Origin of the sequence: Microtetraspora malaysiensis, from assembly GCF_001528665.1 — a bacterium.
Classification (GTDB): Bacteria; Actinomycetota; Actinomycetes; order Streptosporangiales; family Streptosporangiaceae; genus Microtetraspora_A; species Microtetraspora_A malaysiensis.
Genome location: NZ_BBYJ01000031.1, coordinates 16,284 through 39,343, shown reverse-complemented (window position 1 = coordinate 39,343; position 23,060 = coordinate 16,284). Strand labels below are relative to the sequence as shown.

22 protein-coding genes are annotated in these 23,060 nt (G+C 70.9%); 11 read left to right on the top strand and 11 right to left on the bottom strand.

Going from position 1 to position 23,060, the window contains the following annotated elements; translation table 11 throughout:
* Window positions 1-31: 31 nt before the first annotated feature.
* Window positions 32-2,089 (bottom strand): prolyl oligopeptidase family serine peptidase, encoded by a 2,058-nt coding sequence (locus AWQ71_RS33345; RefSeq protein WP_067141091.1) that lies wholly within the window; start codon window positions 2,087-2,089, stop codon window positions 32-34.
* Between the two features lie 316 nt (window positions 2,090-2,405).
* Here AWQ71_RS33345 and AWQ71_RS33340 point away from each other — a divergent pair, with 316 nt between their 5' ends.
* From AWQ71_RS33340 to AWQ71_RS40900, 3 genes are all read left to right on the top strand, one after another.
* Window positions 2,406-2,915: an HNH endonuclease gene (locus tag AWQ71_RS33340; RefSeq protein WP_067141088.1), complete on the top strand. Its 510-nt coding sequence runs from the start codon at window positions 2,406-2,408 to the stop codon at window positions 2,913-2,915.
* A gap of 12 nt (window positions 2,916-2,927) precedes the next feature.
* Window positions 2,928-3,755, top strand: a complete 828-nt coding sequence (locus AWQ71_RS33335) for a GNAT family N-acetyltransferase (RefSeq protein ID WP_067141085.1) — start codon at window positions 2,928-2,930, stop codon at window positions 3,753-3,755.
* A gap of 147 nt (window positions 3,756-3,902) precedes the next feature.
* Window positions 3,903-4,112, top strand: coding sequence for an FmdB family zinc ribbon protein (locus AWQ71_RS40900; protein WP_084259568.1), 210 nt, complete (start codon window positions 3,903-3,905; stop codon window positions 4,110-4,112).
* Window positions 4,113-4,118: 6 nt separating this feature from the next.
* On the opposite strand, the gene AWQ71_RS33330 is transcribed toward AWQ71_RS40900, so the two are convergent.
* From AWQ71_RS33330 to AWQ71_RS33320, 3 genes are all read right to left on the bottom strand, one after another.
* Window positions 4,119-4,595, bottom strand: coding sequence for a helix-turn-helix transcriptional regulator (locus AWQ71_RS33330; RefSeq protein WP_067141082.1), 477 nt, complete (start codon window positions 4,593-4,595; stop codon window positions 4,119-4,121).
* Window positions 4,596-4,752: 157 nt separating this feature from the next.
* Window positions 4,753-6,591 carry a dihydroxy-acid dehydratase gene (gene ilvD, locus AWQ71_RS33325; protein ID WP_067141080.1) on the bottom strand — a complete coding sequence of 613 codons (1,839 nt, stop codon included), beginning with the start codon at window positions 6,589-6,591 and terminating at the stop codon, window positions 4,753-4,755.
* Between the two features lie 71 nt (window positions 6,592-6,662).
* A complete protein-coding gene (locus tag AWQ71_RS33320; protein ID WP_245658721.1) occupies window positions 6,663-7,367 on the bottom strand; it encodes a nuclease-related domain-containing protein in 705 nt (234 codons plus the stop codon).
* Window positions 7,368-7,629: 262 nt separating this feature from the next.
* On the opposite strand from AWQ71_RS33320, the gene AWQ71_RS33315 reads away from it, so the two are divergent.
* The 3 genes from AWQ71_RS33315 to AWQ71_RS33305 all read left to right on the top strand — a co-directional run bounded on the left by AWQ71_RS33315 (window position 7,630) and on the right by AWQ71_RS33305 (window position 9,780).
* Entirely contained in the window at window positions 7,630-9,051 is a 1,422-nt protein-coding gene (locus tag AWQ71_RS33315; RefSeq protein ID WP_067141074.1) for an amidase, read from the top strand.
* A 70-nt stretch (window positions 9,052-9,121) separates the two neighbouring features.
* Window positions 9,122-9,415, top strand: a complete 294-nt coding sequence (locus AWQ71_RS33310; protein ID WP_067141071.1) for a hypothetical protein — start codon at window positions 9,122-9,124, stop codon at window positions 9,413-9,415.
* Window positions 9,416-9,420: 5 nt separating this feature from the next.
* Window positions 9,421-9,780: a TPM domain-containing protein gene (locus tag AWQ71_RS33305; RefSeq protein ID WP_169806690.1), complete on the top strand. Its 360-nt coding sequence runs from the start codon at window positions 9,421-9,423 to the stop codon at window positions 9,778-9,780.
* Here the strand turns inward: AWQ71_RS33305 and AWQ71_RS33300 are convergent.
* The 4 genes from AWQ71_RS33300 to pepN all read right to left on the bottom strand — a co-directional run bounded on the left by AWQ71_RS33300 (window position 9,777) and on the right by pepN (window position 15,509).
* On the bottom strand, window positions 9,777-10,751 hold the full coding sequence (locus AWQ71_RS33300; protein WP_067141066.1) for a hypothetical protein: 975 nt from the start codon (window positions 10,749-10,751) through the stop codon (window positions 9,777-9,779). The two genes, AWQ71_RS33305 and AWQ71_RS33300, sit on opposite strands and share 4 nt — an antisense overlap.
* A gap of 25 nt (window positions 10,752-10,776) precedes the next feature.
* Window positions 10,777-12,195: a DUF2207 family protein gene (locus tag AWQ71_RS33295; RefSeq protein ID WP_067141063.1), complete on the bottom strand. Its 1,419-nt coding sequence runs from the start codon at window positions 12,193-12,195 to the stop codon at window positions 10,777-10,779.
* Between the two features lie 2 nt (window positions 12,196-12,197).
* Complete coding sequence (locus AWQ71_RS33290; protein WP_067141060.1) at window positions 12,198-12,749, bottom strand: LemA family protein; 552 nt, start codon at window positions 12,747-12,749, stop codon at window positions 12,198-12,200.
* Window positions 12,750-12,941: 192 nt separating this feature from the next.
* The gene (gene pepN, locus AWQ71_RS33285; protein ID WP_067141057.1) at window positions 12,942-15,509 is read right to left on the bottom strand and encodes an aminopeptidase N; all 2,568 of its coding nucleotides are present in this window, start codon (window positions 15,507-15,509) and stop codon (window positions 12,942-12,944) included.
* Window positions 15,510-15,674: 165 nt separating this feature from the next.
* Between pepN and AWQ71_RS33280 the strand changes: the two genes are divergently transcribed.
* Window positions 15,675-16,295: a mycothiol-dependent nitroreductase Rv2466c family protein gene (locus AWQ71_RS33280; RefSeq protein WP_067141054.1), complete on the top strand. Its 621-nt coding sequence runs from the start codon at window positions 15,675-15,677 to the stop codon at window positions 16,293-16,295.
* A 118-nt stretch (window positions 16,296-16,413) separates the two neighbouring features.
* Window positions 16,414-17,820 (top strand): aldehyde dehydrogenase family protein, encoded by a 1,407-nt coding sequence (locus AWQ71_RS33275; RefSeq protein WP_174550780.1) that lies wholly within the window; start codon window positions 16,414-16,416, stop codon window positions 17,818-17,820.
* On the opposite strand, the gene def is transcribed toward AWQ71_RS33275, so the two are convergent.
* Window positions 17,817-18,305: a peptide deformylase gene (gene def / locus AWQ71_RS33270; protein WP_067141048.1), complete on the bottom strand. Its 489-nt coding sequence runs from the start codon at window positions 18,303-18,305 to the stop codon at window positions 17,817-17,819. The genes AWQ71_RS33275 and def overlap by 4 nt on opposite strands.
* A gap of 120 nt (window positions 18,306-18,425) precedes the next feature.
* Here def and AWQ71_RS33265 point away from each other — a divergent pair, with 120 nt between their 5' ends.
* Window positions 18,426-18,893, top strand: a complete 468-nt coding sequence (locus AWQ71_RS33265) for a ribose-5-phosphate isomerase (RefSeq protein ID WP_067141045.1) — start codon at window positions 18,426-18,428, stop codon at window positions 18,891-18,893.
* Window positions 18,894-18,950: 57 nt separating this feature from the next.
* Here the strand turns inward: AWQ71_RS33265 and AWQ71_RS42175 are convergent, their stop codons facing one another.
* Together AWQ71_RS42175 and AWQ71_RS33260 are read right to left on the bottom strand one after the other, a co-directional pair.
* Window positions 18,951-19,112 (bottom strand): hypothetical protein, encoded by a 162-nt coding sequence (locus tag AWQ71_RS42175; RefSeq protein WP_157570727.1) that lies wholly within the window; start codon window positions 19,110-19,112, stop codon window positions 18,951-18,953.
* Window positions 19,113-19,121: 9 nt separating this feature from the next.
* Complete coding sequence (locus tag AWQ71_RS33260; protein WP_067141042.1) at window positions 19,122-20,363, bottom strand: GNAT family N-acetyltransferase; 1,242 nt, start codon at window positions 20,361-20,363, stop codon at window positions 19,122-19,124.
* A 121-nt stretch (window positions 20,364-20,484) separates the two neighbouring features.
* Here AWQ71_RS33260 and AWQ71_RS33255 point away from each other — a divergent pair, with 121 nt between their 5' ends.
* Both AWQ71_RS33255 and AWQ71_RS33250 read left to right on the top strand, forming a co-directional pair.
* Window positions 20,485-21,600: a PP2C family protein-serine/threonine phosphatase gene (locus tag AWQ71_RS33255; protein WP_084259566.1), complete on the top strand. Its 1,116-nt coding sequence runs from the start codon at window positions 20,485-20,487 to the stop codon at window positions 21,598-21,600.
* A 76-nt stretch (window positions 21,601-21,676) separates the two neighbouring features.
* On the top strand, window positions 21,677-22,981 hold the full coding sequence (locus AWQ71_RS33250; RefSeq protein ID WP_067141039.1) for a M50 family metallopeptidase: 1,305 nt from the start codon (window positions 21,677-21,679) through the stop codon (window positions 22,979-22,981).
* The last annotated feature ends 79 nt before the right edge of the window (window positions 22,982-23,060 follow it).

The window sequence follows — 23,060 nt, the reverse complement described above, 5'->3', positions numbered from 1 at the left end:
GGGCCCGGTCAGGCCCGGCCGTACCCGCCGGTCAGGCGAGCCCGGTGTGCCGGGCGAGGAAGGCGAGCTGGTCGGCCGCGAGATCGACGCTCCGGCTCACCGCGCGCGCGCCGTGCCCGACCTCTGCCTCGTTGCGCAGCAGGATCGGGCGGTCGGCGGCCTGGGCGTGCTGCAGGGCGGCGGTCATCTTCCAAGCGTGCAGCGGATGGACCCGGGTGTCGGAGGCGAAGACCGTGAACAGCGTCGCCGGATAGGAGACGCCCTCGCGGACGTGATGGTAGGGCGAGTAACTCCAAAGCCAGCCGAACTCCTCCGGCACGGAGGCGGAGCCGTACTCGACGTTCCAGGTTTCGCCGAGACCGAACTTCTCGTAGCGGATCATGTCGAGCAGCGGCGCGGAGCAGACCACGGCGGCGTACAGCTCGGGCCGCTGGGTGAGCGCCGCACCGACCAGCAGGCCGCCGTTGGAGCCGCCGGAGATGCCGAGCTGCTCGGGCGTCGTCACGCCCGTCGCGATCAGGTGCTCGGCCGCCGCGTGCAGGTCGTCGTACACGTTCTGCTTGTTGCCGAGCATGCCGTCGCGGTGCCACTGCTCACCCTGCTCGCCGCCGCCCCGGAGCTGGGCGATGGCGTAGACGCCGCCCGCCTCGACCCAGGCCAGGATCGACCCGGAGTAGCCCGGGGTCATGGGGATGCCGAAGCCGCCGTAGCCGTACAGGATGGTGGGCCGGGGGCCGGAGCCCTCACGGGAGATCACCAGCATGTGGACCTCGGTGCCGTCCTTGGAACGGTAGACCACCTGCTCGGTGTTCACCGTGGGCACCTCGACCGCGCCGGGTGAGGCGGCCCAGAGCGACGTCTCGCCGGTGCGCGCGTCGAAGCGGTAGACGCTCGGCGGTGTGGTGTTGTCCGTGTAGGAGAACCACGCCTCGTGGCCCCCCTCGGGGCGCTCGGTGATGCCGCCGATGGAGCCGAGACCGGGCGTCGGCACCTCGCCGATCCGGACGCCCGTCTCCAACGTGTGGATCGCGATCTCGGAGACGGCGTGCCGGGTCCAGCCGACGAGCATGACCGGCTCGTCCAGGTCATCGAGGATCGCGAAGTCGGAGAGAACCGCCTCGGAGTCCTCGGGGATCAGGTCGCGCCAGTGCTCGTACGTCGGCGTCTCGGGCGAGGTCACGCAGATCCGGGCCCGGGGCGCGTCACGGTCGGTGAACACGTACAGCCGGCCGTCACGGCCGAAGTGCAGGCCCGTCTGCGCGTCGACGCCCTCCTGGACGGTGACCAGCGCGGGCGCCTCGAGCGGCGAGGCGGTCAGATCCGCCACCCACAGGTCGTTGCGCGGGGCCGTGCCCTGCGCGGCGGAGACGGTCAGCCAGCGGCCGTCGCGGGAGACCGAGACGCCGTAGTAGTTCGTCTTCTCCAGCCCTTCGCCGAAGATCAGCACGTCGCCGTCCGGAGAAGTGCCGACCCGGTGCAGGTAGACCCGCCGGTGGAACTGCTCCTCGCCCTCGGGGACCTCCGACGGCGCCAGCTTGCGCACGTAGTAGAACGCCTCGCCGCCGGGCAACCAGGCGATGGGGGAGTAGCGGCACCGGTCGATCGGCCCCTCGATGACCTCCCCCGTCTCGACGTCGAGCACATGGAGCCGGGACTCCTCGTCGCCGCCGACCGAGATCTGGTACGCGAGGCGGGCACCCTCCTTGTCCGGCTGGTAGGAGTCCAGGGTGGTCAGCCCCGAGGGGTCGAGCGCCATCGGGTCGATCAGCGCCCGCTCGCCTTGACCGTCCGCCACGTACAGGACCGCGTGCTCCTGGTCGGGCGTGCGGCGCATGAAGAACCGCCGCTCGCCGCGCCATGCGGGCGGACCGACCGAGCCGGAGCGCAGCAGTGCGGCGACACGCTCACGGAAGCGCTCGCGGTCGGGCAGCTCCGCGCTCTTGAAGAGGTCGTCCTGCGCGTCCAGCCACTCCTTGGTGGCCGGGGCGTCCGCGTCCTCCAGCCATCGGTAGGGGTCGGGGACAGGGGTTCCGTGCAGGTCGTCGACGATGTCGTCGCGGCGGGCGGGTGGATACGACAGTCCGGTCATGCCTCGCACTTTAAAGCAGGTCGCCGACAGGAGCGCGCCGCTCGTCAGGAGTAAAAAGAGCCTCGAAAGGGGATAAACGTCAACAGGCGTCCCAATCGTGAACCTCACTCGCGCTTTATGGGGTGGCGGATGGGGCGCGGCAAAGGCCACACTTTGGTGGAGGGCGGTGCCGTGGTGACCATCCGCTGGACCGTCCGGCGGAGGTCCCTGTGACGGAAGCACCCGGGTCCCAACCGACGGGACCACAACCAGGGCGCACAGCCGTGCTCCCGCGCCATCTCAGCCCGGCTCACGAGATGGCGAAGGAGGTCGGCTGATGCGCCAAGTACTCCTTCTCAATGCCACCTACGAGCCGTTGACCACGCTGTCCTTGCACCGGGCGGTCATCCTGGTGCTGCGCGACAAGGCGGAGGTCGTTCATCAGGACGGACGGGGGGCGGTGCTGCGTTCGGCCAGCCGCACCCTCGACGTGCCGTCGGTGATCCGGCTGACGCGTTATGTCCGCATCCCATATCGGTCTCGCATCCCGCTCACGCGGGCCGCGCTCATGCGGCGGGACGACTTCCGCTGCGCGTACTGCGGGCAGCGGGCCGAGACCATCGACCATGTCATCCCCCGCTCCAAGGGCGGTCCCCACACCTGGGAGAACTGCGTCGCCTCCTGCATGCCGTGCAACCACCGCAAGGCGGACCGGCTGCTTGAGGACCTCGGGTGGACGCTGCGCGTCACCCCGGTGGTGCCGCACGGCGCCCATTGGCGGCTCATCGGCGCGCAGTTCGACGGTGACCCGCAGTGGGCGCCTTACCTCGCCCAGTCCGCCGCCTGACCCAGGACCCGGATGGCCGGCAAACCGACGTGGACCTTCACCGCCGACGCGGAGACCTTCGCCGTGGCGGCCGAGGGCTGGCTGCTGCGCGACCCGGTGCGCAACACGGCGGCGCTGACCGTGCTCCGGAGCCTGCGGAGCGGCCAGTTCTCGGAGAATCCGCTCATGGGGTGGTTCACCGAGGCAGGTTCGGTGGAGGGGGCGGTGATCCACACCGCCCCCTATCCGCTGCTGCTCGCCGCCATCCCCTTGGCCGCCATCCCGTCCCTGGTGAGCGAGCTGATCGCCCTCGGCAGATCGCTGCCCGGCGTCAACGGTCCCGTTGCGCAGGCGGAGGCGTTCGCCCGCGCCTGGTGGGAGCCCGAGCGGGGCCGCCGCTCCGATCGCCTCTACCGGCTCGGGACCCCGGTCCCGCCCAGCGTCCCGGGCGCGGCCCGTACGGCCGTCGCCGCCGACATGCCGCGGGCGGTCCAGTGGATCCGGGAGTTCGAGGTGGAGGCCGACGTGGAGGTGAGCGCCGACCCCACCCCGGTGGTCGCGGCCCGGATCAACAGGAACGAGCTCGTGTGGTGGGAGGACGGCGGCCGTCCCGTCGCGCTGGCCTGCGTCTCGACACCCATCGCCGGGATGTCACGGGTGGGGCCGGTCTACACGCCGCCGGAGTTCCGCGGCCAGGGGTACGGCTCGGCCGTCACGTACGCCGTGACCAGGAAGGCGCTGGACGAGGGGGCCGCAGAGGTACTGCTCTTCGCCGACCTGGCCAACCCGCGTTCGAACTCCATCTATCAGGCCCTGGGGTACGAACCCGTGGCCGACTACGCCTCCATCAGCTTCCGCTGAGGGGCCCCGGCCCACCCGGTCCGGGTCTTCGGCCGCACGCAGGTCGCCGCCGTGACGCGACGGGCGAGCTGTCCGAGTCGCGGCCGTTGGTCCAGGTGGTGACCCGGCTCGACCCCACCGTCCTGAACGAGGCCGTACGCTACGGACATGCCTCGTTATGACTACCGTTGCCGCTCCTGCGGATCGACCTTCGAGCTGAACAGGTCCATGGCCGAGGCGAACGCGCCCGCCACCTGTCCCTCGGGACACGACGACACGGTGAAGCTGCTCTCGACCGTGGCCGTCACGGGCGGCGCCGCCGCCCCGCGTCCCAGCGGTGGCGGCGGCGGTTGCTGCGGTGGCGGTTGCTGCGGCTGACCGGACTCAGGCCGCGGCGCGGCGCTGGAACGGCAGGTAACGCTCGGGAAGGTGGGGGCGGGCCGGCAGGTCGGTGGGCTCCACCGCGGCGACGCGGTCGAGCCGGAACGCCCGGATCCCGCTCCGCATCCGGCACCAGCCCACGAGGTACCAGTGGTCGCGGTGGGCCATGAAGGTGACCGGCTCGACGTTCCGGGTGGTCATCCGGCCGGTGGCGTCGCGGTACTGGATCTGGAGCACCAGCCGGGCGGTGATCGCGTTGGCGATCACCCTGGCGCGCCGGGCGACGTCGGTGGGGAGCGGCGTGGTCAGCGTGGTCAGGGTGGTGGCGGTGACGTCGTCGTTCAGGTCGAGGTGCTGGAAGGCGTGGCGCAGCCCGCGGCGGGCGGTGACGGACTGTGGGCCGGTCCCGAGGTGGGCCAGGGACAGGGCCAGTGCGGCGAGCTCAGCGGTCGTCAGGGTGTTCCTAATGACGTTGGCCATACCATAATTTTACCTCCACCGACTGACATTTTTTCGAACGCGTGGTCGGCGGAGAGGTGATTGTCCCCTCTCAGCGAGCCCGTCCCCGAAGCGCCCTGCAACGGCCGGAGGGGACCGGGGCGGCCGCCCCGATCCCCTCCGTATGACGGAAGACCGACTAGCGAGAGAGCTGCGAGATGTCCCTGGAGGCCCCCGTCGAGGCGGAGGTGGTCAGGGCCGCGTACGCCTGGAGCGCCGCCGACACCGGCCGGTTGCGGTCGCGCGGACGGTAGCCGCCGAGCTCGGCGAGCAGCTTCTCCCGGCGGGCGGCCAGCTCGCTCTCGGTCACCTTCACCTCGATCGAGCGGGCCGGGATGTCGATCTCGATGGGGTCGCCGTTCTCGACCAGGGCGATGAGCCCGCCCTCGGCCGCCTCCGGGGAGGCGTGGCCGATGGACAGACCGGACGTGCCGCCGGAGAAGCGCCCGTCGGTGATCAGCGCGCACGCCTTGCCCAGGCCCTTGCCCTTGAGGAAGCTCGTCGGGTAGAGCATCTCCTGCATGCCGGGGCCGCCCTTGGGACCCTCGTAGCGGATCACGACCACGTCGCCCGCGGAGACCTTGCCCGAGAGGATGCCGTCGACCGCGTCCTCCTGCGACTCGAACACCACCGCCGGGCCGGAGAACTTCCAGATCGACTCGTCCACACCGGCCGTCTTGACGATGCAGCCGTCGGGGGCGATGTTGCCGTACAGCACGGCGAGGCCGCCGTCCTTGGTGTAGGCGTGCTCGGCGTCGCGGATGCAGCCCTCGGCGCGGTCGAGGTCGAGCGAGTCCCAGCGGGCGTCCTGCGAGTACGCCTTGACCGTGCGAACGTTGCCCGGCGCGGCGTGCCAGAGCTCGATCGCCTCGTCGCGGACCTCCGGCGACTTGGGGTCCCAGGCGGAGAGGTATTCGCCGAGCGAGGAGGCGTGGATGCTGGGCACGTCGCGGTGCAGCAGCCCGGCCCGGTCGAGCTCGCCCAGGATGCCGGGGATGCCGCCGGCACGGTGCACGTCCTCGACGTGGTACTTGGCCGTCGCGGGAGCGACCTTGCACAGGCACGGCACCCGCAGCGACAGCTCGTTGATCTCCTTGAGCCCGAAGTCGACGCCGGCCTCGCGGGCCGCGGCGAGCAGGTGGAGGATCGTGTTCGTCGAGCCGCCCATGGCGACGTCGAGCGCCATGGCGTTCTCGAACGCGTCACGGGTGGCGATGCTCCTCGGCAGCACCGACTCGTCGTCCTGCTCGTAGTAGCGCCGGGTGATCTCGACGACCGTGCGGCCGGCCTCCTCGAACAGAGCCTTGCGCGCCTTGTGCGTGGCCAGGGTCGTGCCGTTGCCGGGCAGCGCCAGGCCGATCGCCTCGGTGAGGCAGTTCATCGAGTTGGCGGTGAACATGCCGCTGCAGGAACCACAGGTCGGGCAGGCGTTCTCCTCCATTTCGAGGAGGGTCTCGTCGCTCACGCTGTCGTCCGCCGCCGCGATCATCGGGTCGATCAGGTCGAGCTTGCGGCCGGGGGTCTTGCCCGCCTCCATGGGGCCGCCGGAGACGAACACCGTCGGGATGTTCAGCCGGAAGGCGGCCAGCAACATGCCCGGGGTGATCTTGTCGCAGTTGGAGACGCAGATCAGCGCGTCCGCGCAGTGGGCGTTGACCATGTACTCGACCGCGTCCGCGATGAGTTCGCGCGAGGGCAGCGAGTACAGCATGCCGCCGTGGCCCATCGCGATGCCGTCGTCGACCGCGATCGTGTTGAACTCGCGGGGGATCGCCCCGGCCTCGCGCACCGCGGCGGCGACGACGTCGCCGACCTCGCGAAGGTGGACGTGACCGGGGACGAACTGGGTGAAGCTGTTGGCCACCGCCACGATGGGCTTCCCGAAGTCACTCCCGGCTACACCGGTCGCCCGGAGCAGGGCCCGGGCACCGACCATGTTTCTGCCGTGTGTGACCGTACGAGACCTGAGGGCTGGCATGACGTCGCTCCCATCGAAGACAGTGAGTCCTCAAATGGTACGGCCGTCGCCGGAGGAAACGGGTCGCGTGCTCAGCTCTCGGGATAGCGCGGCGGCAGAACGCGCTCGGCGGCGCGGTGGATGGAGTCGATCTCCGCCGACGTGAGCGACCGCTCCCGCTTGGTGATCCACTTGCGGACCATGCTGCCGGAGAAGACGTCCACGTCGCGTACGTTGAGGATGCGCCAGGGGATGGCCGGCCCGTAGATCGCCAGCGAGGGGACCACATGGATCTCGCGGCCCAGGGCCTTGCCGATCAGCTCGCTCGCCTGGGACGCCTCCCAGCGCGCCTCGTCGAGGCGCGGCTTCTGGTTGAACGGCCCATGGAACAGCTTGCGGTGGGACTGCACCCGCACCGGCAGCCGTTTGTCCCACTTCTCGGAGTCGACGGCGTAGACACCCGTCGGGCCGATCACGAGATGGTCGATCTGCGCGTCGCTGCCCGGGACGGCGCGGGCGTGGAGCGTGCGGAAGCCGTTGCGCTCCAGCCGCTTGAGCTGGTACTCGGTGCGCCGCTCCGCCGCCGAAGGGCGCCGCCACGCCGGGATCGAGGACACGCTGCGTGCCCGGTACATCGTGTCGGCGATGGCCGCGAGGATCGCGGCGGTCAGACCGATGCGCCAGCCGCCGAGCAGGAATCCGACGACCACACCGGCGGCGAGGGCGACCAGCGCACGTCGCAGCAGGTGGTGGTAGTCGAACCGACTGGCGAGAGCCTTCAGGGAGGCACGCTCCACCGGGGCGTAGGTGGTGGACGCGGCCTCTTCCGGCGGCGTCGCGGGTCGATCCGACGACTCGTCACTGACCCAGATCGGTGACGTATCGTGACCGTCTTCTGGCGCTAGACCGGTATCCACATCACTCACCGTAGTTGAGCCTTCGGCGGGTTGCCTAGTGTTGGGTGGTTCATACTTTTGTGGCTGGCTTCACCGGATTGGTGGGCCCGCCAGGTGGGTATCGTCTCTAGATATCTTCGCGCCGCGGGCCTACCGTGCGGTAGTGGCCCACATTCACGATCTTACTGCGCTGGAGCAGGCGGCAGCCGTACGGAACAGGGAACTGTCACCTGTCGAGATCGCCGAGCACTACCTGGAACGAGCCGAGCGGCTGAACGAAGAGGTCGGAGCGTTCGTCACCCTCACCGCCGACCGGGCGTTGGAGGAAGCGCGCAAGCTGGAGGCCCAGGTTCTCGCGTCCGACGACCCGCCTCCGTTCCTCGGCGTGCCGATACCCGTCAAAGACCTCAACCTGGTGAAGGACGTGCCGATCTTCTTCGGCTCCGCCGCCTACGAGGGTTTCATCGCGCCGGTGGACGACAGCGTCGTCGAGCGGCTGCGCGACGCCGGCACGATCATGCTCGGCAAGACGAGCACGCCCGAGTTCGGGCTGCCGTGCTATACCGAGACCGCCGTCGGCCCGCCCGCGCGTACGCCCTGGGACCTGACGCGCTCGGCCGGAGGGTCGAGCGGGGGAGCGGCCGCCGCCGTCGCGGCCGGTCTGGCTCCGGCGGCGCACGGCAGCGACGGGGCGGGCTCCATCCGGATCCCCGCCTCGGTCTGCGGCCTGTACGGCATCAAGCCGACCCGCGGCCGCATCTCGTTCGCGCCGATCATCCCCGACCTCGCCGGCCTGTCCACCAACGGCCCGATCACGCGCGACGTCGCCGACGCGGCGGCGCTGCTCGACGTGATGGCCCACAACAATCCCGGCGACCTGTACTGGGCCCCGCCGCCGGAGCGCGGCTCCTTCTCCGCCTACGTCGGCGTGGAGCCCGGCCGGTTGCGGATCGCGCGGTACGCCACGCCGGTCGTCCCGGACGCGGACGTGCATCCGGAGGTGCTGGCCGCGTACGAGAGCGCGTCCGCGCTGCTGGAGTCACTGGGGCACGAGGTGGTGGACATCGATCCGCCCTTCGGCGCCGACGTGGTGCCCGAGTTCGTGAAGCTGTGGTTCACGTTCGCCTGCATGCACCCGGTGGCCGAGGGGGTGGAGTCCCGGCTGCGCCCGCTCACCGCCTGGCTGCGGGAACGCGGTTTCGCCACCGCGGCTCCGGACTTCCTGAAGGCGCAGTCGGCGCTCCAGCTCGCCACCCGCTTCGCGCTGCTCGTCACCGACGAGTACGACGCCGTGCTGACGCCCACCGTGACCAGGCCGCCCGTCCCGGTGGGCTGGTTCGAGGACGTGGACACGCCCGAGGAGACCTTCGAGCGGATGAAGCGCTTCGCGCCGTTCGCCGCCACGTACAACATCAGCGGGCAGCCGGCGGTCAACCTGCCGCTGCACTGGTCGCCCGAAGGGCTGCCGGTCGGCGTCATGCTCGCCGGGCGGTTCGGCGACGAGGGGACGCTGATCTCGCTCTCGGCTCAGATCGAGGCGTCCGTGGGCGGCTTCTGGGGCGAACGCCGGCCGTCCGTGTGGTGAGCCCGGCCCGTCGCCGCCTCCCACGCGGGCGGGCTCGACCCGTTCTCACCTGCGGAGTTACCGTGATGATGTGCACAGTGAGCTGCAGATCGTCGGATTCCTTATCGGGGTGGCGGCGGGACTCACCCTGCTGATCTCCCTGGTGGTCCTCGCGTTCGGGCGCCCGGCCAGGACCGAGGCCGTCCCGGGCGAGGAGGTCTGGTTCGGCGGGCCAGGGAAGACCGAGCACGGGGCGGACACGTCCGTCCTCGTGCTCACCGGCCGTCCGGCACACTGGCTGCCGGCGATCGACGTCGACTGGAAGGCGATGGCCGGGGCCGCGCAGCCGCGGGCCCGAACCGGCGGCGCCTCCGCGGGATGGTGAGGGCCGTGCGCGCGCTGACTCCTCTGCAGATCGACGACATCCGCTCCGCGCGCGGAGCGGCCGAGGCCCGCACCGGGCTGCGCTTCGCGGTCTATCTCGGGCGGGCCGAGGGGCCGAGGCGGGAGTTCGCCGAACGGCTGCACGCCGCGCTCGGCGACGTCGCCGACCGGGCGGTCCTCATCATGGTCGACGTGGAGGACCGGGCCCTGGAGATCGTGACGGGCGAGCGGGCCAGGAAACTGCTCACGGACGGGGAGTGCCGGCTCGTGGCGGTCTCCATGACCGCCGCCTTCGCCGCGGGCGATCTCGCCGGCGGCCTGGTCACCGGCCTCGCCGCCCTGGCCGACTGCGTGGCCCGCGTCTAGTGCTCCTCCAGGAGCTTCACCAGGTGGGCCGACACGTCGGACAGCAGGGAGGCCGGCCGTACGGGCACGGCCGCGACGGCGGAGAACAGGCTGGGCAACCCGGACAGGGAGAAGCCGTCGTTCTCGGTCGCCCGGTGGCCGACCTCGTTCTTGTCCAGCAAGGACCGGCTGCGCTGCCACGCGTCCCGGACCTCTTCCGGCGACGGCACACCGAAGCCGTGGCCGACCGGCGCGGCGTGGCGGAGCCGTACGAGCGGGGTCTCGGCGAAGGCCAGCGCGACGCGGGAGCGGAGAGCGAGATCGTCCTTCTCCGGCACCCAGTCCATGGCGGTGCAAGGGGTGCGGCAGCGGGCCACGCAGGTGGCCAGGGCGCCGGCGACCTGGCTGTGCTGCCGGTCGAAGTAGGCGCGCCAGCCCTGGCCGGGCTCGACCGCCACACGCAGTGTCCGCTCGACCGCCGACTGCTCCGCCCGCGTGTGGTCGCACTCCCGGTCGCCGATCGAGCCGAACCTGCTGCCCGGCGCGCGCAACCCCTCGGGCCAGCGCACCGGGTCGCCCGCGTGGCCGAGGGCCGGCTCGAACGCGAGCAGTGGGAGGTACTCGCTGGCGATGTGGACCGCCGAGATCATGGTGCTGAGCTCGCGCCGCCTCCAGCGGATCTCGATCACCTCCAGGAGCAGCGCGTACGAGGGTCGCAGCGACTCCAGGGCGCCGCGTGGCTGCTCACGGGACGTCTGCGGCATGTGGCAGGCGCGGGCGCGGCGCCGCAGGTCGGCCGGGACGCTGCGCGCGTCGTTCTCGTCGGCGAAGTCCTCGGCGTCCAGGGTGAGCAGCCGCTGGCCGAACTCGCACACCGCGGCCACCTCGTCGGCGCGTTCTCCGGGCCCCAGGACCGCGGGAGCGAGGGCTCCGACGTCACCGAACGAATACCGCTGTGCGAGCGCGATCAACAGGTCCCTGGCCGACTTCATCGAATCACCATCTCATGGCCAAGTGTCATTCCTGACGGGGGTCGAAGATCCGGACCTCTCCGAGGTTCTCCGGGGCGACGACGCGGTGTTCCTCGGTGTCGTCGTACCCGGCCGTTCCCTGGAGGCGGGACCGCTCGATCACCTCGATCGCGTCGATCCAGCCGAGCTTTCTGCCGACCCGGGCACGCACCCTCTCTCCCTCCGAGAGAGAGCTCCACAGCCGCTCGCCGATGCCGTACGCCTTGACCTCGCGGGCCCGGCCGTCGTCGATCGCGCACCAGTAGGCGTACTTGGGATCGTTGTTGCCCTTGGTGCCGGCCTGGAAGCGGCGGAGCCGGACGATCTGGCCCTCGATCTCGGCCTTGCCGGTCAGATCGACGACCGCGTACCACAGCGGCACGCCCGCCACGACGGCGGCGACGGCGAGGAAGGTGGGACGGACGAGCGTGTCCGGCCACAACCCGAAGGCCGACGCGACCAGCAGCGCCATCCAGGTCCAGAAGCCCGCGAAGAAGCCCGCGGCCAGGGCGTAGAACAGCATCGGCAGCGGCTCCCTCGCCCACAGCATGCGACGGGGATAGCGGACGCGCACGACGTGCCACATGCCGCCGTAGTCGGACCAGGCCCGCCTGTCGTCGGCGGGGACGCCCACCGGCAGGCCGGCCACCGCGCGCGGCGCCAGGCCGAGCGCCGCGGCGTAGGCGAGGTGCCGCCCCCAGATCGTGACGGACGCCGCGGGCTGCTCGGCGAACCGGCCGGTGGCCGCCAGGTGCTCCCGCACGCCCAGCCACTGCCCCGCGGCCCGCGCGCCGTCCGGCGTGCCGCGCTCACCGTTGAGCCGCCCCATCAGTGCCAGGAGCAGGGCGAAGGTCACCACGGCCGCGCCCGGGCCGCCTTGGCGTTCGTCGTCGCTCATCGTGACCGCGACGGCGACCGCGAGGGAGGGTACGGCCGCCGCCGCGGTAAGCAGAGCCGCCTGGGCCCTGCTCCATCGGGGCCGGGACAGGCCCAGCGCCCGGGCCTCCACGATGACCTTCTTGCGGAAGCTCTTCCACCATCGGCCGAGATTCCGCGAGCCCTCGGCCAGCGCGCCGGTCGCCACGACCCCGTCCACGGCGAGCGACATCACGTGGTCGTAGACGAGCTTCTCGTACGGCCGGAGGTCGCCGGGGTCGCGGCGGAGCCGTACGAGGGACAGCTCGGGGCCGATCTCCTCGATCCGCACGACGCCTCTGGAGGCGAGGTCGAGCAGCGTGGCGGAGGGGGCCTCGTCACACAGCTTCCAGTGGCCGGTGATCAGGTCGACGATCGCGGGGGAGTGGGGGGCGAGATCGCCGGTGGGCGGCGCCGCCACGACGTCCGGGTTGCGGGTGGCGAGGGCGAGCGCGGCCAGGAGCAGCAGCCAGAGCGCGACGGCCGCGCCTGCGGCCAGCCAGAGAAGCACGGTCAGAACCGAACCTGGACGGGGCCGCGCTCCTCGCCCGGCGCCTGGAAGTACTCACGCGGGGCGAACCCGGTCATGCCCGCGACGATGTTGGCCGGCACGGTCTGGATCGCGTTGTTGTAGGTCAGGACCGCGTCGTTGTAGTACTGCCGGGTGTAGGCGATGCGGTTCTCGGTGTCTGACAGCTCCTCCTGGAGCTCCGAGAAGTTCCGGCTGGCCTTGAGGTCGGGGTACGCCTCGGCGAGCGCGAACAGGCCCTTCAGCGCGCCGGAGAGCGCGTCCTCGGCCGCGGCCTGGTCCTTCGGGGTCTGGGCGCCGACCGCCCGGGAACGCGCCGCGACGACGGCTTCGAGCGCCTGACGCTCGTGGGAGGCGTATCCCTTGACGGTCTCGACGAGGTTGGGGATGAGGTCGTGCCGGCGCTTGAGTTGCACGTCGATCTGGGCCCAGGCGTTGTCCACCGCGCCGCGCCCGCGTACCAGGCGGTTGTAGAGGGAGACGGCGGCGAGGCAGAGCAGCACGGCGATGACGGCGATGGAGATGAGCGTGATCACGGGGCCTCCTCGGGGTCGGGCACACGGTAGACGTGGCCCGCCGCGCTGTAAACGGTTCGACGCCACAATGTCACCCCGAGTAACTTGCGGCGTGCTTTCGCGGGGCTTTCACCGGCCCCTCCCGCACGCGGAGAACGGGAAGGCCCCGGCCTGAGCGGGCCGGGGCCTTCCGTTCGATCGGACGTCGCCGCGTCAGACGGTCGAGGCGTCCTTCTCACGGGCGCGCAGCGCCCGGCTGATGCCGTCGGCGCCTTCGAGCACCAGACGCCGCAGCGCGTGCGGCGGCTGGGTCGCGGAGATGTGGTCCTCCGTCCGCGCGACCGTCTCCGGCCTGATCAGCAGGGCCGGGTAGCAGCCGATCACGAAGTTCTGCGCGCTGTCGGAGGTCCACTCCTTCCAGATGCGGCCGACCTCGTCGAAGTACTTCTCGCCGTACGGCTCGAGCAGCTCGACGTGGTTCGGGTCCATGAAGCCGCCGATCGTGGAGCGCAGCACCGCGCCGCTCAGCGTGCCGCCGGTGATGGCCGACCAGGTCTCCGCCTTGGCCTCCGGGGTGGGGATCGACGCCCGGCACATCGCGGCGGAACGCTCGCCCTTGGCGGTGGCGTCCCGCTGGAGCTCGGCGTCGATGTCCGCGGCCCCCAGGACGCCGCCGGAGACCAGCGCCTGGGTGAGCGTCCAGCGCAGGTCGGCGTCGACCGCGAGCCCCTCGGGGGCGGCGGTGCCGTCGAGGATGCCCTTGACGAACGCCAGGTCCTCGGCCGAGACCGCCACCGAGGTGAAGGCGTTGACGTAGGCGAGCTGGTGGTCGGAGCCCGGCGCGGCCGACGCGACCAGGCCGCGCAGCGCCCGGGCCAGCTCGGCCATGCCCTCGTCCACCCAGGCGGGGTCGGCGTACTGCTGTACGGCCAGCCGGGCCTGGCGCAGGACGGTCTGCACGACCGTGATGTCCTTGACCGCGTCGATGCCGGAGACGACCAGCTTGACGTAGTCGCGGGTGGCCATCTCGGAGTCCCGGGTCATGTCCCAGGCGGCCGACCAGCAGAGCGCGCGGGGCAGCGAGTCGGTGAACGCGGTGATGCCGCCGTCGACCAGCGTCCGCAGGGACCGGTCGTCGAGCCGGATCTTGGCGTAGGTGAGGTCGTCGTCGTTGACCAGGACCACGTCGGGCTGGGCCTCGCCGACCAGCTGGGGGACCGCGGTGCGGGCGCCCACGACGTCGAGCTCGACCCGCTTGGTGCGGGTGAGCACGCCGTCGATCATGGAGTAGAGGCCGATCGCCACCCGGTGCGAGCGGAGCGTCGGGTGCTCCTGCGGGGCCTCCTGCAGCACATCGAAGGTGAGGAAGCGGCCCTCGTCGTCGGTGGTGAAGGACGGGCGCAGCGTGTTGACCCAGGAGGTCTCCAGCCACTCCTTCGACCAGGACGACAGGTCGCGGCCGGAGGTGCGCTCCAGCGCCGTCAGCAGGTCCTGCAGGGTGGTGTTGCCCCAGGCGTGCTCGTTGAAGTAGTCGCGGACGCCGGCCAGGAAGTTGTCCAGGCCGACGTAGGCCACGAGCTGCTTGAGCACCGAGGCGCCCTTGGCGTACGTGATGCCGTCGAAGTTGACCTCGACGGCCTGCATGTCCGGGATGTCGGCGGCGATCGGGTGGGTCGAGGGGAGCTGGTCCTGCCGGTACGCCCAGGCCTTCTCGACGTTGGCGAAGGTGGTCCACGCGCCCTGGCCCCAGCGGGTGGCCTCGGCCTGGCACAGCACCGACATGTAGGTGGCGAACGACTCGTTCAGCCACAGGTCGTCCCACCAGCGCATGGTGACCAGGTCACCGAACCACATGTGCGCCATCTCGTGCAGGATCGTCTCCGCACGGCGCTCGACCATGGCGTCGGTGACCCGCGACCGGAAGACGTAGTCCTCCAGGAAAGTGACCGCGCCCGCGTTCTCCATCGCGCCCGCGTTGAACTCCGGGACGAAGAGCTGGTCGTACTTGCCGAAGGGGTAGCGCACGTCGAAGACGCGGTGGAAGAAGTCGAAGCCCTGCTTGGTGACCTCGAAGATGTTGTCCGCGTCGAGGAACTCGGCCAGCGACTTGCGCACGTAGATGCCGAGCGGGATGCCGTCGTGCTCGTCCCTGACCACGGCGTACGGCCCGGCGATCAGCGCGGTGATGTACGTGGACATGACCGGCGTGGCCGGGAAGTGCCAGCGCCTGGCCGCCTGCAGCGTGCCGTGCCGGCCCTCGTGCGCCTCCAGCTCCTCGACCGAGTCGGGGGCGGCGTTGGACACGACCTCCCACTCCGCGGGCGCGAGCACGGCCAGCTCGAAGGTGGCCTTCAGGTCAGGCTGGTCGAAGCAGGCGTACATCCGGTGCGCGTCGGCCGTCTCGAACTGGCTGTGCAGGTAGACGCGCTGGTCCACGGGGTCGACGAAGCGGTGCAGGCCCTCGCCGGTGCGCATGTAGGACGCGTCGGCGTCGACGCGCAGCACGTTCTGCTCGGCCAGGCCGGGCAGCGGGAGGCGGCCCTTCTCCTCGTCGTAGGTGCTCACGTCGAGCGCCACGCCGTTCAGCTTGGCGGACCTGACGTGCGCGCCGTGCAGGTCGATGAACGTGTCCGCTCCCGGTTGGCCGGAGGTGAAGTGGACCGTCGTGATGCTCTCGAACCGCTCCTCGCCCTCCGTCAGGTCGAGCTCGACCGCGTAAGACTGGACGGTCAGCAGCCGAGCGCGCTCCCGGGCCTCGTCACGGGTCAGATTCCCTGCCACATCCGCTCCTCATCACATGCCCCGCCGCTCCATCGCGGAGGGATGAACCGATCCTGCCATGGCCTGACGATGTAAATCGCCCTCAAATCGGCCGGTGGAATAGCCAGATCCGGCCATCGGTTACGCACCGATGCAACCACATTGCCCACCGGGAGGCTCCTTCATATGTCCGAGACCAAGACCGTCGACTTCTGGTTCGATCCCTTCTGTCCGTGGGCGTGGGTCACCTCCCGCTGGATGGTCGAGGTCGAGCGGGAGCGCCCGGTGCGCACGCGCTGGCGCATCATGAGTCTCGCCGTGCTCAACGAGGGCAAGGACATCCCGGAGGAGTACCGCGAGAAGCTCAGCCGGGCGATCGAGCCGGTGCGCGTGCTCGCCGCGGCCGCCGACAAGTACGGCGAGGAGGTCCTCGGGACCCTTTACACGGAGCTCGGCACGCGGTTCCACGATGGGGGCCGGCGCAAGCAGCCGGAGACGTGGACGGAGACGATCGCGGAGGCGCTCACGGCCGCCGGGCTCGACCCCGAGCTCGTCTCCGCGATGGAGTCGGAGGAGTTCGACGACGCGATCCGCGCATCGCACAACGAGGGCATCGAGTTGGTCGGCGAGGAGGTCGGCACCCCGATCATCGCCGTCGACGGCGTGGCGTTCTTCGGCCCGGTCGTCTCGCCCATCCCGCGCGGCGAGGACGCGGCCCGGCTGTGGGACGGCGTCCTGCTCGTGGCGGGCACGGACGGCTTCTTCGAGCTCAAGCGGTCCCGCACTCGCGGCCCGATCTTCGACTGACCTCGCATTTCTGGCTAATGCGGATTTTTAGCCGCTTGTCAGGCTCTGTTCGACCTTCGCGTTAGCCTGGACGCCGCGCCAGGGGCGCCGGCCCGAGTCGCACACAAGGATGAGGTTCATGCGTCAGCTGTACGTGAACGGAGTCTGGCTCTCGTCCACCTCGGGCGAGGGGGTCGACGTGGTCAACCCCGCCACCGAGGAGATCATCGACCGCGTCCCCGCCGGCTCGCCCGCCGACGTCGAGCCGGCGGTCGCCGCCGCCCGCGCCGCATTTCCCTCGTGGTCGCGTACGGCGCCGGCCGAGCGCGGCAAGCTGCTCGCCGCGGCCGCCGGGCTGCTGCGGGAGCGGGCGGAGGAGATCGCGCGGACGATCACGACCGACCTGGGCGCCCCGTACCCGGTCGCCCTGCAGGTGCAGACGCTGATGCCCGCGGGCGTGCTCGAGAGCTACGCGCGGCTCGCGGAGGAGTACGACTTCGACCGGGGCCGGGTCGGCGACTCGCTCGTCGTCAAGGAGCCCGTCGGCGTCGTCGGCGCGATCACGCCCTGGAACTACCCGCTGCACCAGGTGATCTGCAAGGTCGCGCCGGCGCTCGCGGCCGGCTGCACGGTCGTCCTGAAGCCGAGCGAGGTGGCGCCGCTCGCCGCGTACGCGCTGGCGGACATCTTCCACGAGGTCGGCCTGCCCCCGGGCGTCTTCAACATGCTGAGCGGGCGCGGCCCGGTCGTCGGCGAGGCGCTGGTCACCCATTCGCACGTCGACATGGTCTCCTTCACCGGCTCGACCCGCGCGGGACGGCGGGTCGCCGCGCTGGCCGCGGAGACAGTCAAGCGGGTGGCGCTCGAACTCGGCGGCAAGTCCGCGAACCTCATCCTCCCCGACGCCGATCTCGCGGCCGCCGTCAAGGTCGGTGTCGCCAACGCCTTCCTCAACTCCGGCCAGACCTGCTCGGCCTGGACCCGCATGCTCGTCCACTGGGACCAGTACGACGAGGCGGTACGACTCGCTGTCGAGGCGGGGCGCAAGTACACGGTGGGTGACCCCTTCGCCGAGGGCACCCGCCTCGGGCCGCTGGTCTCCGCCGCGCAGCGCGACCGCGTGATCCGCTACATCAACCGGGGCCAGGAGGAAGGCGCGCGCCTCGTCCTCGGCGGCACCGACGCCCCCCTCGAGCGCGGCTACTACGTCGAACCCACGATCTTCGCGGGCGTCGCGCCCGGGATGACGATCGAGCAGGAGGAGATCTTCGGGCCGGTCCTGGCGATCGTGCCCTTCGGCTCGGAGGACGAGGCCGTTCAGATCGCCGACGGCACGCCGTACGGCCTTTCCGGGGCGGTGTGGGCGGGCACCGAGGAGCGGGCGCTGGCCGTGGCCCGCCGGCTCCGCACCGGCCAGGTGGCCGTCAACGGCGGCCGGTTCAACCCGCTCGCGCCGTTCGGCGGCTACAAGCAGTCGGGCATCGGCCGCGAGCTGGGGGAAGCCGGCCTGGAGGAATACCTGGAGACGAAGGCGATCCTGCTCTAGGGGGTCTGCAGCAGGATCTTCCTACGGTCGTCCTTGGCCAGCCGGTCCACGTACAGGGTGCCGTTGAGGTGGTCGAACTCGTGCTGGAAGCAGCGGGCCAGCATGCCGCGCGCCTTGACCGTCACGGGCCGGCCGAGCCGGTCGAACCCGCGGAGCGTGACGCCCGCGGCGCGCGCGGTCGGGGCGTACAGCGGCTTGCCGGTCTCCTTGCCGGGCACGGACAGGCAGCCCTCCTCCTCGAGGACCTCCTCGGGGTCGTCGATCGTGAGCTCGGGGTTCACCACGTGGCCCTTGCGGTTGCTGATGTCGTAGACGAAGAGCCGCCGGCCCACGCCGATCTGCGGACCGGCCAGCCCCACGCCGTCGGCCATGTACATGATCGAGAACATCTCGTCGATGAGCCGGCGCAGTTCCCGGTCGAAGTCGGTGACCGGCTCGGCGGGGGTGCGCAGGACGGGGTCGCCCACGTAGCGGATCTCGCGCATGTCTCTCCTGGTCTGTCGGCCTCCGCGCCTGCCCGGTAAGGAGTCACGGGGGCGGTGGCTTGTTACTTTAGTGGAGCCCCTGAAGTCGTGTCTCGGGTGAGCACCTGCGAGACTTGGGCTGTGCGTGTCTACATCGGTGCCGACCATGCCGGCTACGAGCTCAAGAACCACCTCGTCTCCTGGCTGAAGGAGCAGAACCACGAGGTGATCGACTGCGGTCCGTTCGTCTACGACGCCGAGGACGACTATCCGGCGTTCGTGCTGCGCGCCGCTCAGGGGGTGGCGGGCGACCCCGGCAGCCTCGGCGTGGTGCTCGGCGGCTCCGGCAACGGCGAGCAGATCGCGGCCAACAAGGTGCGCGGCATCCGGGCCGCGCTCGCGTGGAACGACGACACCGCGCGGCTCGCCCGCGAGCACAACGACGCCAACGTGATCAGCCTGGGCGGCCGGATGCACCCCGTCGAGGACGCGGTGCGCTTCGTGGAGATCTTCCTCTCCACGCCGTTCTCCGGGGTCGAGCGGCACACCCGCAGGATCGGCCAGCTCTCCGACTACGAGACGACCGGCGAGCTGCCGCCGCTGCCGTAGCCGCCGCCTCCGATCACGCGCCGGGAGGCGGGCCGGTGCCCGCCTTCCGACGTTCCGTCACTCCGCCGGCCGTTCCTTGCCGCGACGCGCCTCGCGTCGCGGCATCTCGTCGCGCAGCAGTCGCCGGTCTGCGGCCTCCTGCTGCTCCGGGGTGGGCCGGGACACGTCCCGGGCCCGCATCGCGACGACCGTCGTAATCTGCAAGTTTTGCAGCGCCATGAGGCGAGCCTAGAAGATCAGGCCGCCCCACGGGCGCGGCTCCCACGACATCGCGGTGGACAGCGCGCGCAGCGCGCCCTCGCTGTGCTCGGTGATCAGGCCCGCCGCCCCCAGCGCGGTCAGGGGACGCCCGCCCAGGTACGCGGCGCCGAGCGCGTCCACGGGCAGCGTCACGTCGGCGGGGTCGCCGGTCCGCGCACAGGAGGCCTTCACCGTGCCGGGTCCCGCGCTCGCGACCAGCCGGAAGCGGCCCGCGTTCCACGGGCACACCCGGTCCTCCACCTCGATCACGAGGTCCACAGGGGAGGCGTAGGCGCGGGAGGCCAGCGCCCGGTCCACGTCCACCAGGCGGATCCACAGGTCGTCCAGCCAGCCCGCGTTGAGCTGCCGCGGCTCGGCCAGCAGATGCACGATCGGGTCGTCCACCGGGCGCGCCCAGACGCGCAGCCGCGCGCACAGGTCCCGGTCCAGCACGCTGCGCCAGGTCAGCGCGTACGCCGCGGGGTCGGTGGCGAACAGCTCCCGCAGCAGGACCTCACCGTCGGGCACGCTGTGCTCGGTCCACCCGTCCTTGACCCGGAACAGGGCGTAGCCCCGCGGCCCGTGGTCGTCCTCGACGATCACGCAGCGCAGCGGACCGTTCCCCCTGCGCTGGGCCTCCTCGTCCCCGACGACGCTGAGGCGCCAGCGCGCGTCGGAGCGGGCGTACAGGCCCGGCCGGGTGGTCCGCACGGCCTCGAAGACCTTCTCCAGGTCGGCCCGGGCCGCGGCCGGATCGGCGAGACGCACGCGCAGGGACGGGTCCGAGGGGGCGTCGTGCCGGAACGCCGAGTGCGCGGTCGGGATGCGGAAGAAGACGGAGTCGGCGGCCCTGCCGTACCCGAACCGGCCGTAGATCGCCGCCTCCGAGGCGTAGAGCGCGGCGACGGGCTCGCCCTTCTCGTGCAGGTCGCCGAGCTGGCGGGTCATCAGCGCGGTCAGGACGCCCTTGCGGCGGTGCGAGGGAAGCACGCCCACCGCGGTGACCCCGGCGACCGGCATGGGGCCGCCCGGCACGGTCATCGTGAGGCCCGCCACGACGGTGCCGCCGACGAGGAGGTCTCCGTCGTATGCCCCCAGCGAGCGGTCCACCTCGAACAGCTCGCGCCAGTGATCGCGTTCCTCGGTGTCGGAGGAGTTGAACGCCTCACGCTGGACTCGGATGAATTCCGGCCAACCGGACTCTGCGATGGGACGAACCTGGACACTCATCCGCTCACAGTAGGAGCGTGTAAAGGTCGAGGGCCAGCGAATAACCCTCGGTCCTTGGTGATCTAGGCCTTGGTCAAGTGGCTGCCCACATCGGCGGCGGGCGGATACAGTCGAGGTCATCATGAGTTCCCGTCGGACGCCGCTCATCCCTCCACGGCTCCGTGCTCTGCTGGTGCGCGTGCCGCTTCTGGTGCCGCTTGTCCGATTGCTGAGGAAGAGTTCGTCGAACGATCGCCATCGCCTGATCGCCCTGATGGTCGCCACGCTGCTTGTCGGCGTGCTCGACATCCAGGTGTCCGATCACTGGTTCTCACCCGCCCTGCTGGTACCGCTGATGCTCATCGGCGGCCTCCAGCTCCGGCTGCGCAGTCTGGCCATCCTGCTCTGCGCGGTCGTCGCCTCCCTCCTCTACATGGCCGTGGCCGGAGGCGTCATGCGGCTCGGGCCGGGGTTGCTCATCACCGTCGGCTTCACCGCCGTCCTCGCCTGGATCATGGCCCGGACGCGCGCCAAGCTCGGTGTGCAGGGCCTGCGCGGCGACGCGATGCTGCTGGAGCTGCGTGACCGGCTCAAACGCCAGAGCGAGCTGCCGCACCTCCCCAAGCACTGGGGCGGCAAGGTGGTGCTCAAGCAGGCCGGCGGCTCCTCCTTCGGGGGCGACTTCGTGGTGTCCGTACGGCAGGGCGACCGCGTGGAGATCGCGGTCGTCGACGTCTCGGGCAAGGGCGTGGACGCCGGCACCCGGGCGCTGATGCTCTCCGGGACCTTCGGCGGGCTGCTCGGCTCGGTGGACGACTTCCTGCACGCGTGCAACTCCTACCTGCACCGGCAGCGCGGCGACGAGGGGTTCGTCACCGCCGCCCACCTGAGTCTCGACCTTTCCACCGGCGAGTACGTCATCACGTCGGCGGGGCACCCGCCCGTCGTCAAGTTCGACGCGGGCACGGGCACCTGGCACGTCTCCGCGGCCAAGGGCGTGGTGCTCGGCGTGGTGCCCGACCTGCACTGCGAGCCCGACACCGGCGTGCTGCGCAAAGGCGACGCCCTGATGCTCTACACCGACGGCCTCATCGAGCAGCCGGGCCGCGACATCGACGCCGGGCTCGACCGTCTGCTGGGCGAGGCCGAGCGCCGGCTGCTGCCCACCGGATACCGGGAGGGCGCCCGGCAGATCGTCAACTCCATGTCCGCGGGGCACAACGACGACTGCGCCCTCGTTCTGATCTGGCGCCCATGAGCCACTGAACGGTGGGTTACGCTCGACACGGGCAACGCATGGAAAGAACACTTCTCCTCCACGGGGGTACGCGCTGATGAACTGGCTGTTCTTAGCCGGATTCCTGGTCCTTTTTGTGGGCCTTCTCCTCTCCATCGCGTTGCACGAGATCGGGCACCTCGTCCCCGCCAAGCTCTTCGGCGTGCGCGTGACGCAGTACATGGTGGGCTTCGGTCCCACGCTCTGGTCGCGCGGGCGCGGCGAGACCGAGTACGGCGTGAAGTGGCTTCCCTTCGGCGGCTACATCCGCATGATCGGCATGTTGCCGCCGCGGCCGAGCGATGACCCCACCAAGCTGCGCAGCGTCTCGACCGGTCCGTGGCAGGGCCTCATCGAGAACGCCAGGGCCGTCGCCTCCGAGGAGATCCGCCCCGGCGACGAGAGTCGCGTCTTCTACCGCAAGCCCTGGTGGCAGAAGGTCATCATCATGTTCGGCGGGCCGGCGATGAACTTCGTGCTGGCCTTCGCGCTGTTCTCGGTCGTCGCCATGGGCTTCGGTGTCCAGACGTACAAGCCGGTCGTCTCGACGGTGTCCCAGTGCGTGGTGCCGGCCACCCAGGCCGAGCAGCGCGATTGCCGGCCGAGTGACCCGATGACCCCGGCGGCCAAGGCCGGCCTGCTTCCGGGCGACCGCATCGTCTCCGTCGGCGGCACGCGGGTGAGCTCGTGGGAGTCGGCGACCGCGCTGATCCGCGCGCACGGTGCGGGCCGTACCGACCTGGGCGTGGTCCGCGGGGGCAAGGAGACGACGATCGGCGTGGACCTGATCGCCCAGGACCGCCCGTCGGTGGACGACCCGGACAAGATCGAGAAGAACGTCGGCTTCCTCGGTGTCGCGCCGACGATGGTCGTCGAGAAGCAGGGCCCGGGCTTCGTCGTCGGGCAGATGTGGGACTTCACCCAGCGCACCGCCGTCGCCATGGTCAACATCCCCAAGAAGATGGTGGGCGTCTGGAACGCGGCCTTCTCGGGCGAGAAGCGCGACCCGAACGGGCCGGTCGGCATCGTCGGCGCGGGGCGCTTCGGCGGTGAGATCGCGGCCTCGTCCGTCCCGCTCGAAAACAAGATCATCATCTTCATCAACCTGCTCGCGGGGCTGAACCTCGCCGTCGGCATGTTCAACCTCATCCCGCTGCTCCCGCTGGACGGCGGGCACATCGCGGGCGGCCTCTGGGAAGGGCTCAAGCGCGGCTTCGCCCGCGTCAGCCGCCGTCCCATGCCGGGGTACGTGGACGTCGCCAAGGCGTTGCCGGTCACGTACGTCATGGCGGCCCTGTTGCTGGTCATGGGCGGCCTGCTGGTCTACGCCGACCTGGTGAACCCGATCCGCCTGTCCGGCTGACCGCCGAGCCCCGGCGATGTGATGATCACGCGGGCGGGCGCGCCTCGGGGGCGGAGGCGTGCCCGCCCGCGCGATCGCG

Excerpts from the sequence above, each read along its gene's own strand:
- AWQ71_RS33275 (WP_174550780.1), top strand. The coding sequence starts at position 16,414 with ATGCGTCAGCTGTACGTGAACGGAGTCTGGCTCTCGTCCACCTCGGGC.
- AWQ71_RS33330 (WP_067141082.1), bottom strand. The coding sequence starts at position 4,595 with ATGGCCAACGTCATTAGGAACACCCTGACGACCGCTGAGCTCGCCGCA.
- def (WP_067141048.1), bottom strand. The coding sequence starts at position 18,305 with ATGCGCGAGATCCGCTACGTGGGCGACCCCGTCCTGCGCACCCCCGCC.
- AWQ71_RS33340 (WP_067141088.1), top strand. The coding sequence starts at position 2,406 with ATGCGCCAAGTACTCCTTCTCAATGCCACCTACGAGCCGTTGACCACG.
- AWQ71_RS33280 (WP_067141054.1), top strand. The coding sequence starts at position 15,675 with ATGTCCGAGACCAAGACCGTCGACTTCTGGTTCGATCCCTTCTGTCCG.
- ilvD (WP_067141080.1), bottom strand. The coding sequence starts at position 6,591 with ATGCCAGCCCTCAGGTCTCGTACGGTCACACACGGCAGAAACATGGTC.
- AWQ71_RS42175 (WP_157570727.1), bottom strand. The coding sequence starts at position 19,112 with ATGGCGCTGCAAAACTTGCAGATTACGACGGTCGTCGCGATGCGGGCC.
- AWQ71_RS33255 (WP_084259566.1), top strand. The coding sequence starts at position 20,485 with ATGAGTTCCCGTCGGACGCCGCTCATCCCTCCACGGCTCCGTGCTCTG.
- AWQ71_RS33345 (WP_067141091.1), bottom strand. The coding sequence starts at position 2,089 with ATGACCGGACTGTCGTATCCACCCGCCCGCCGCGACGACATCGTCGAC.
- AWQ71_RS33250 (WP_067141039.1), top strand. The coding sequence starts at position 21,677 with ATGAACTGGCTGTTCTTAGCCGGATTCCTGGTCCTTTTTGTGGGCCTT.
- AWQ71_RS33260 (WP_067141042.1), bottom strand. The coding sequence starts at position 20,363 with ATGAGTGTCCAGGTTCGTCCCATCGCAGAGTCCGGTTGGCCGGAATTC.
- AWQ71_RS40900 (WP_084259568.1), top strand. The coding sequence starts at position 3,903 with ATGCCTCGTTATGACTACCGTTGCCGCTCCTGCGGATCGACCTTCGAG.
- AWQ71_RS33300 (WP_067141066.1), bottom strand. The coding sequence starts at position 10,751 with ATGAAGTCGGCCAGGGACCTGTTGATCGCGCTCGCACAGCGGTATTCG.
- AWQ71_RS33335 (WP_067141085.1), top strand. The coding sequence starts at position 2,928 with ATGGCCGGCAAACCGACGTGGACCTTCACCGCCGACGCGGAGACCTTC.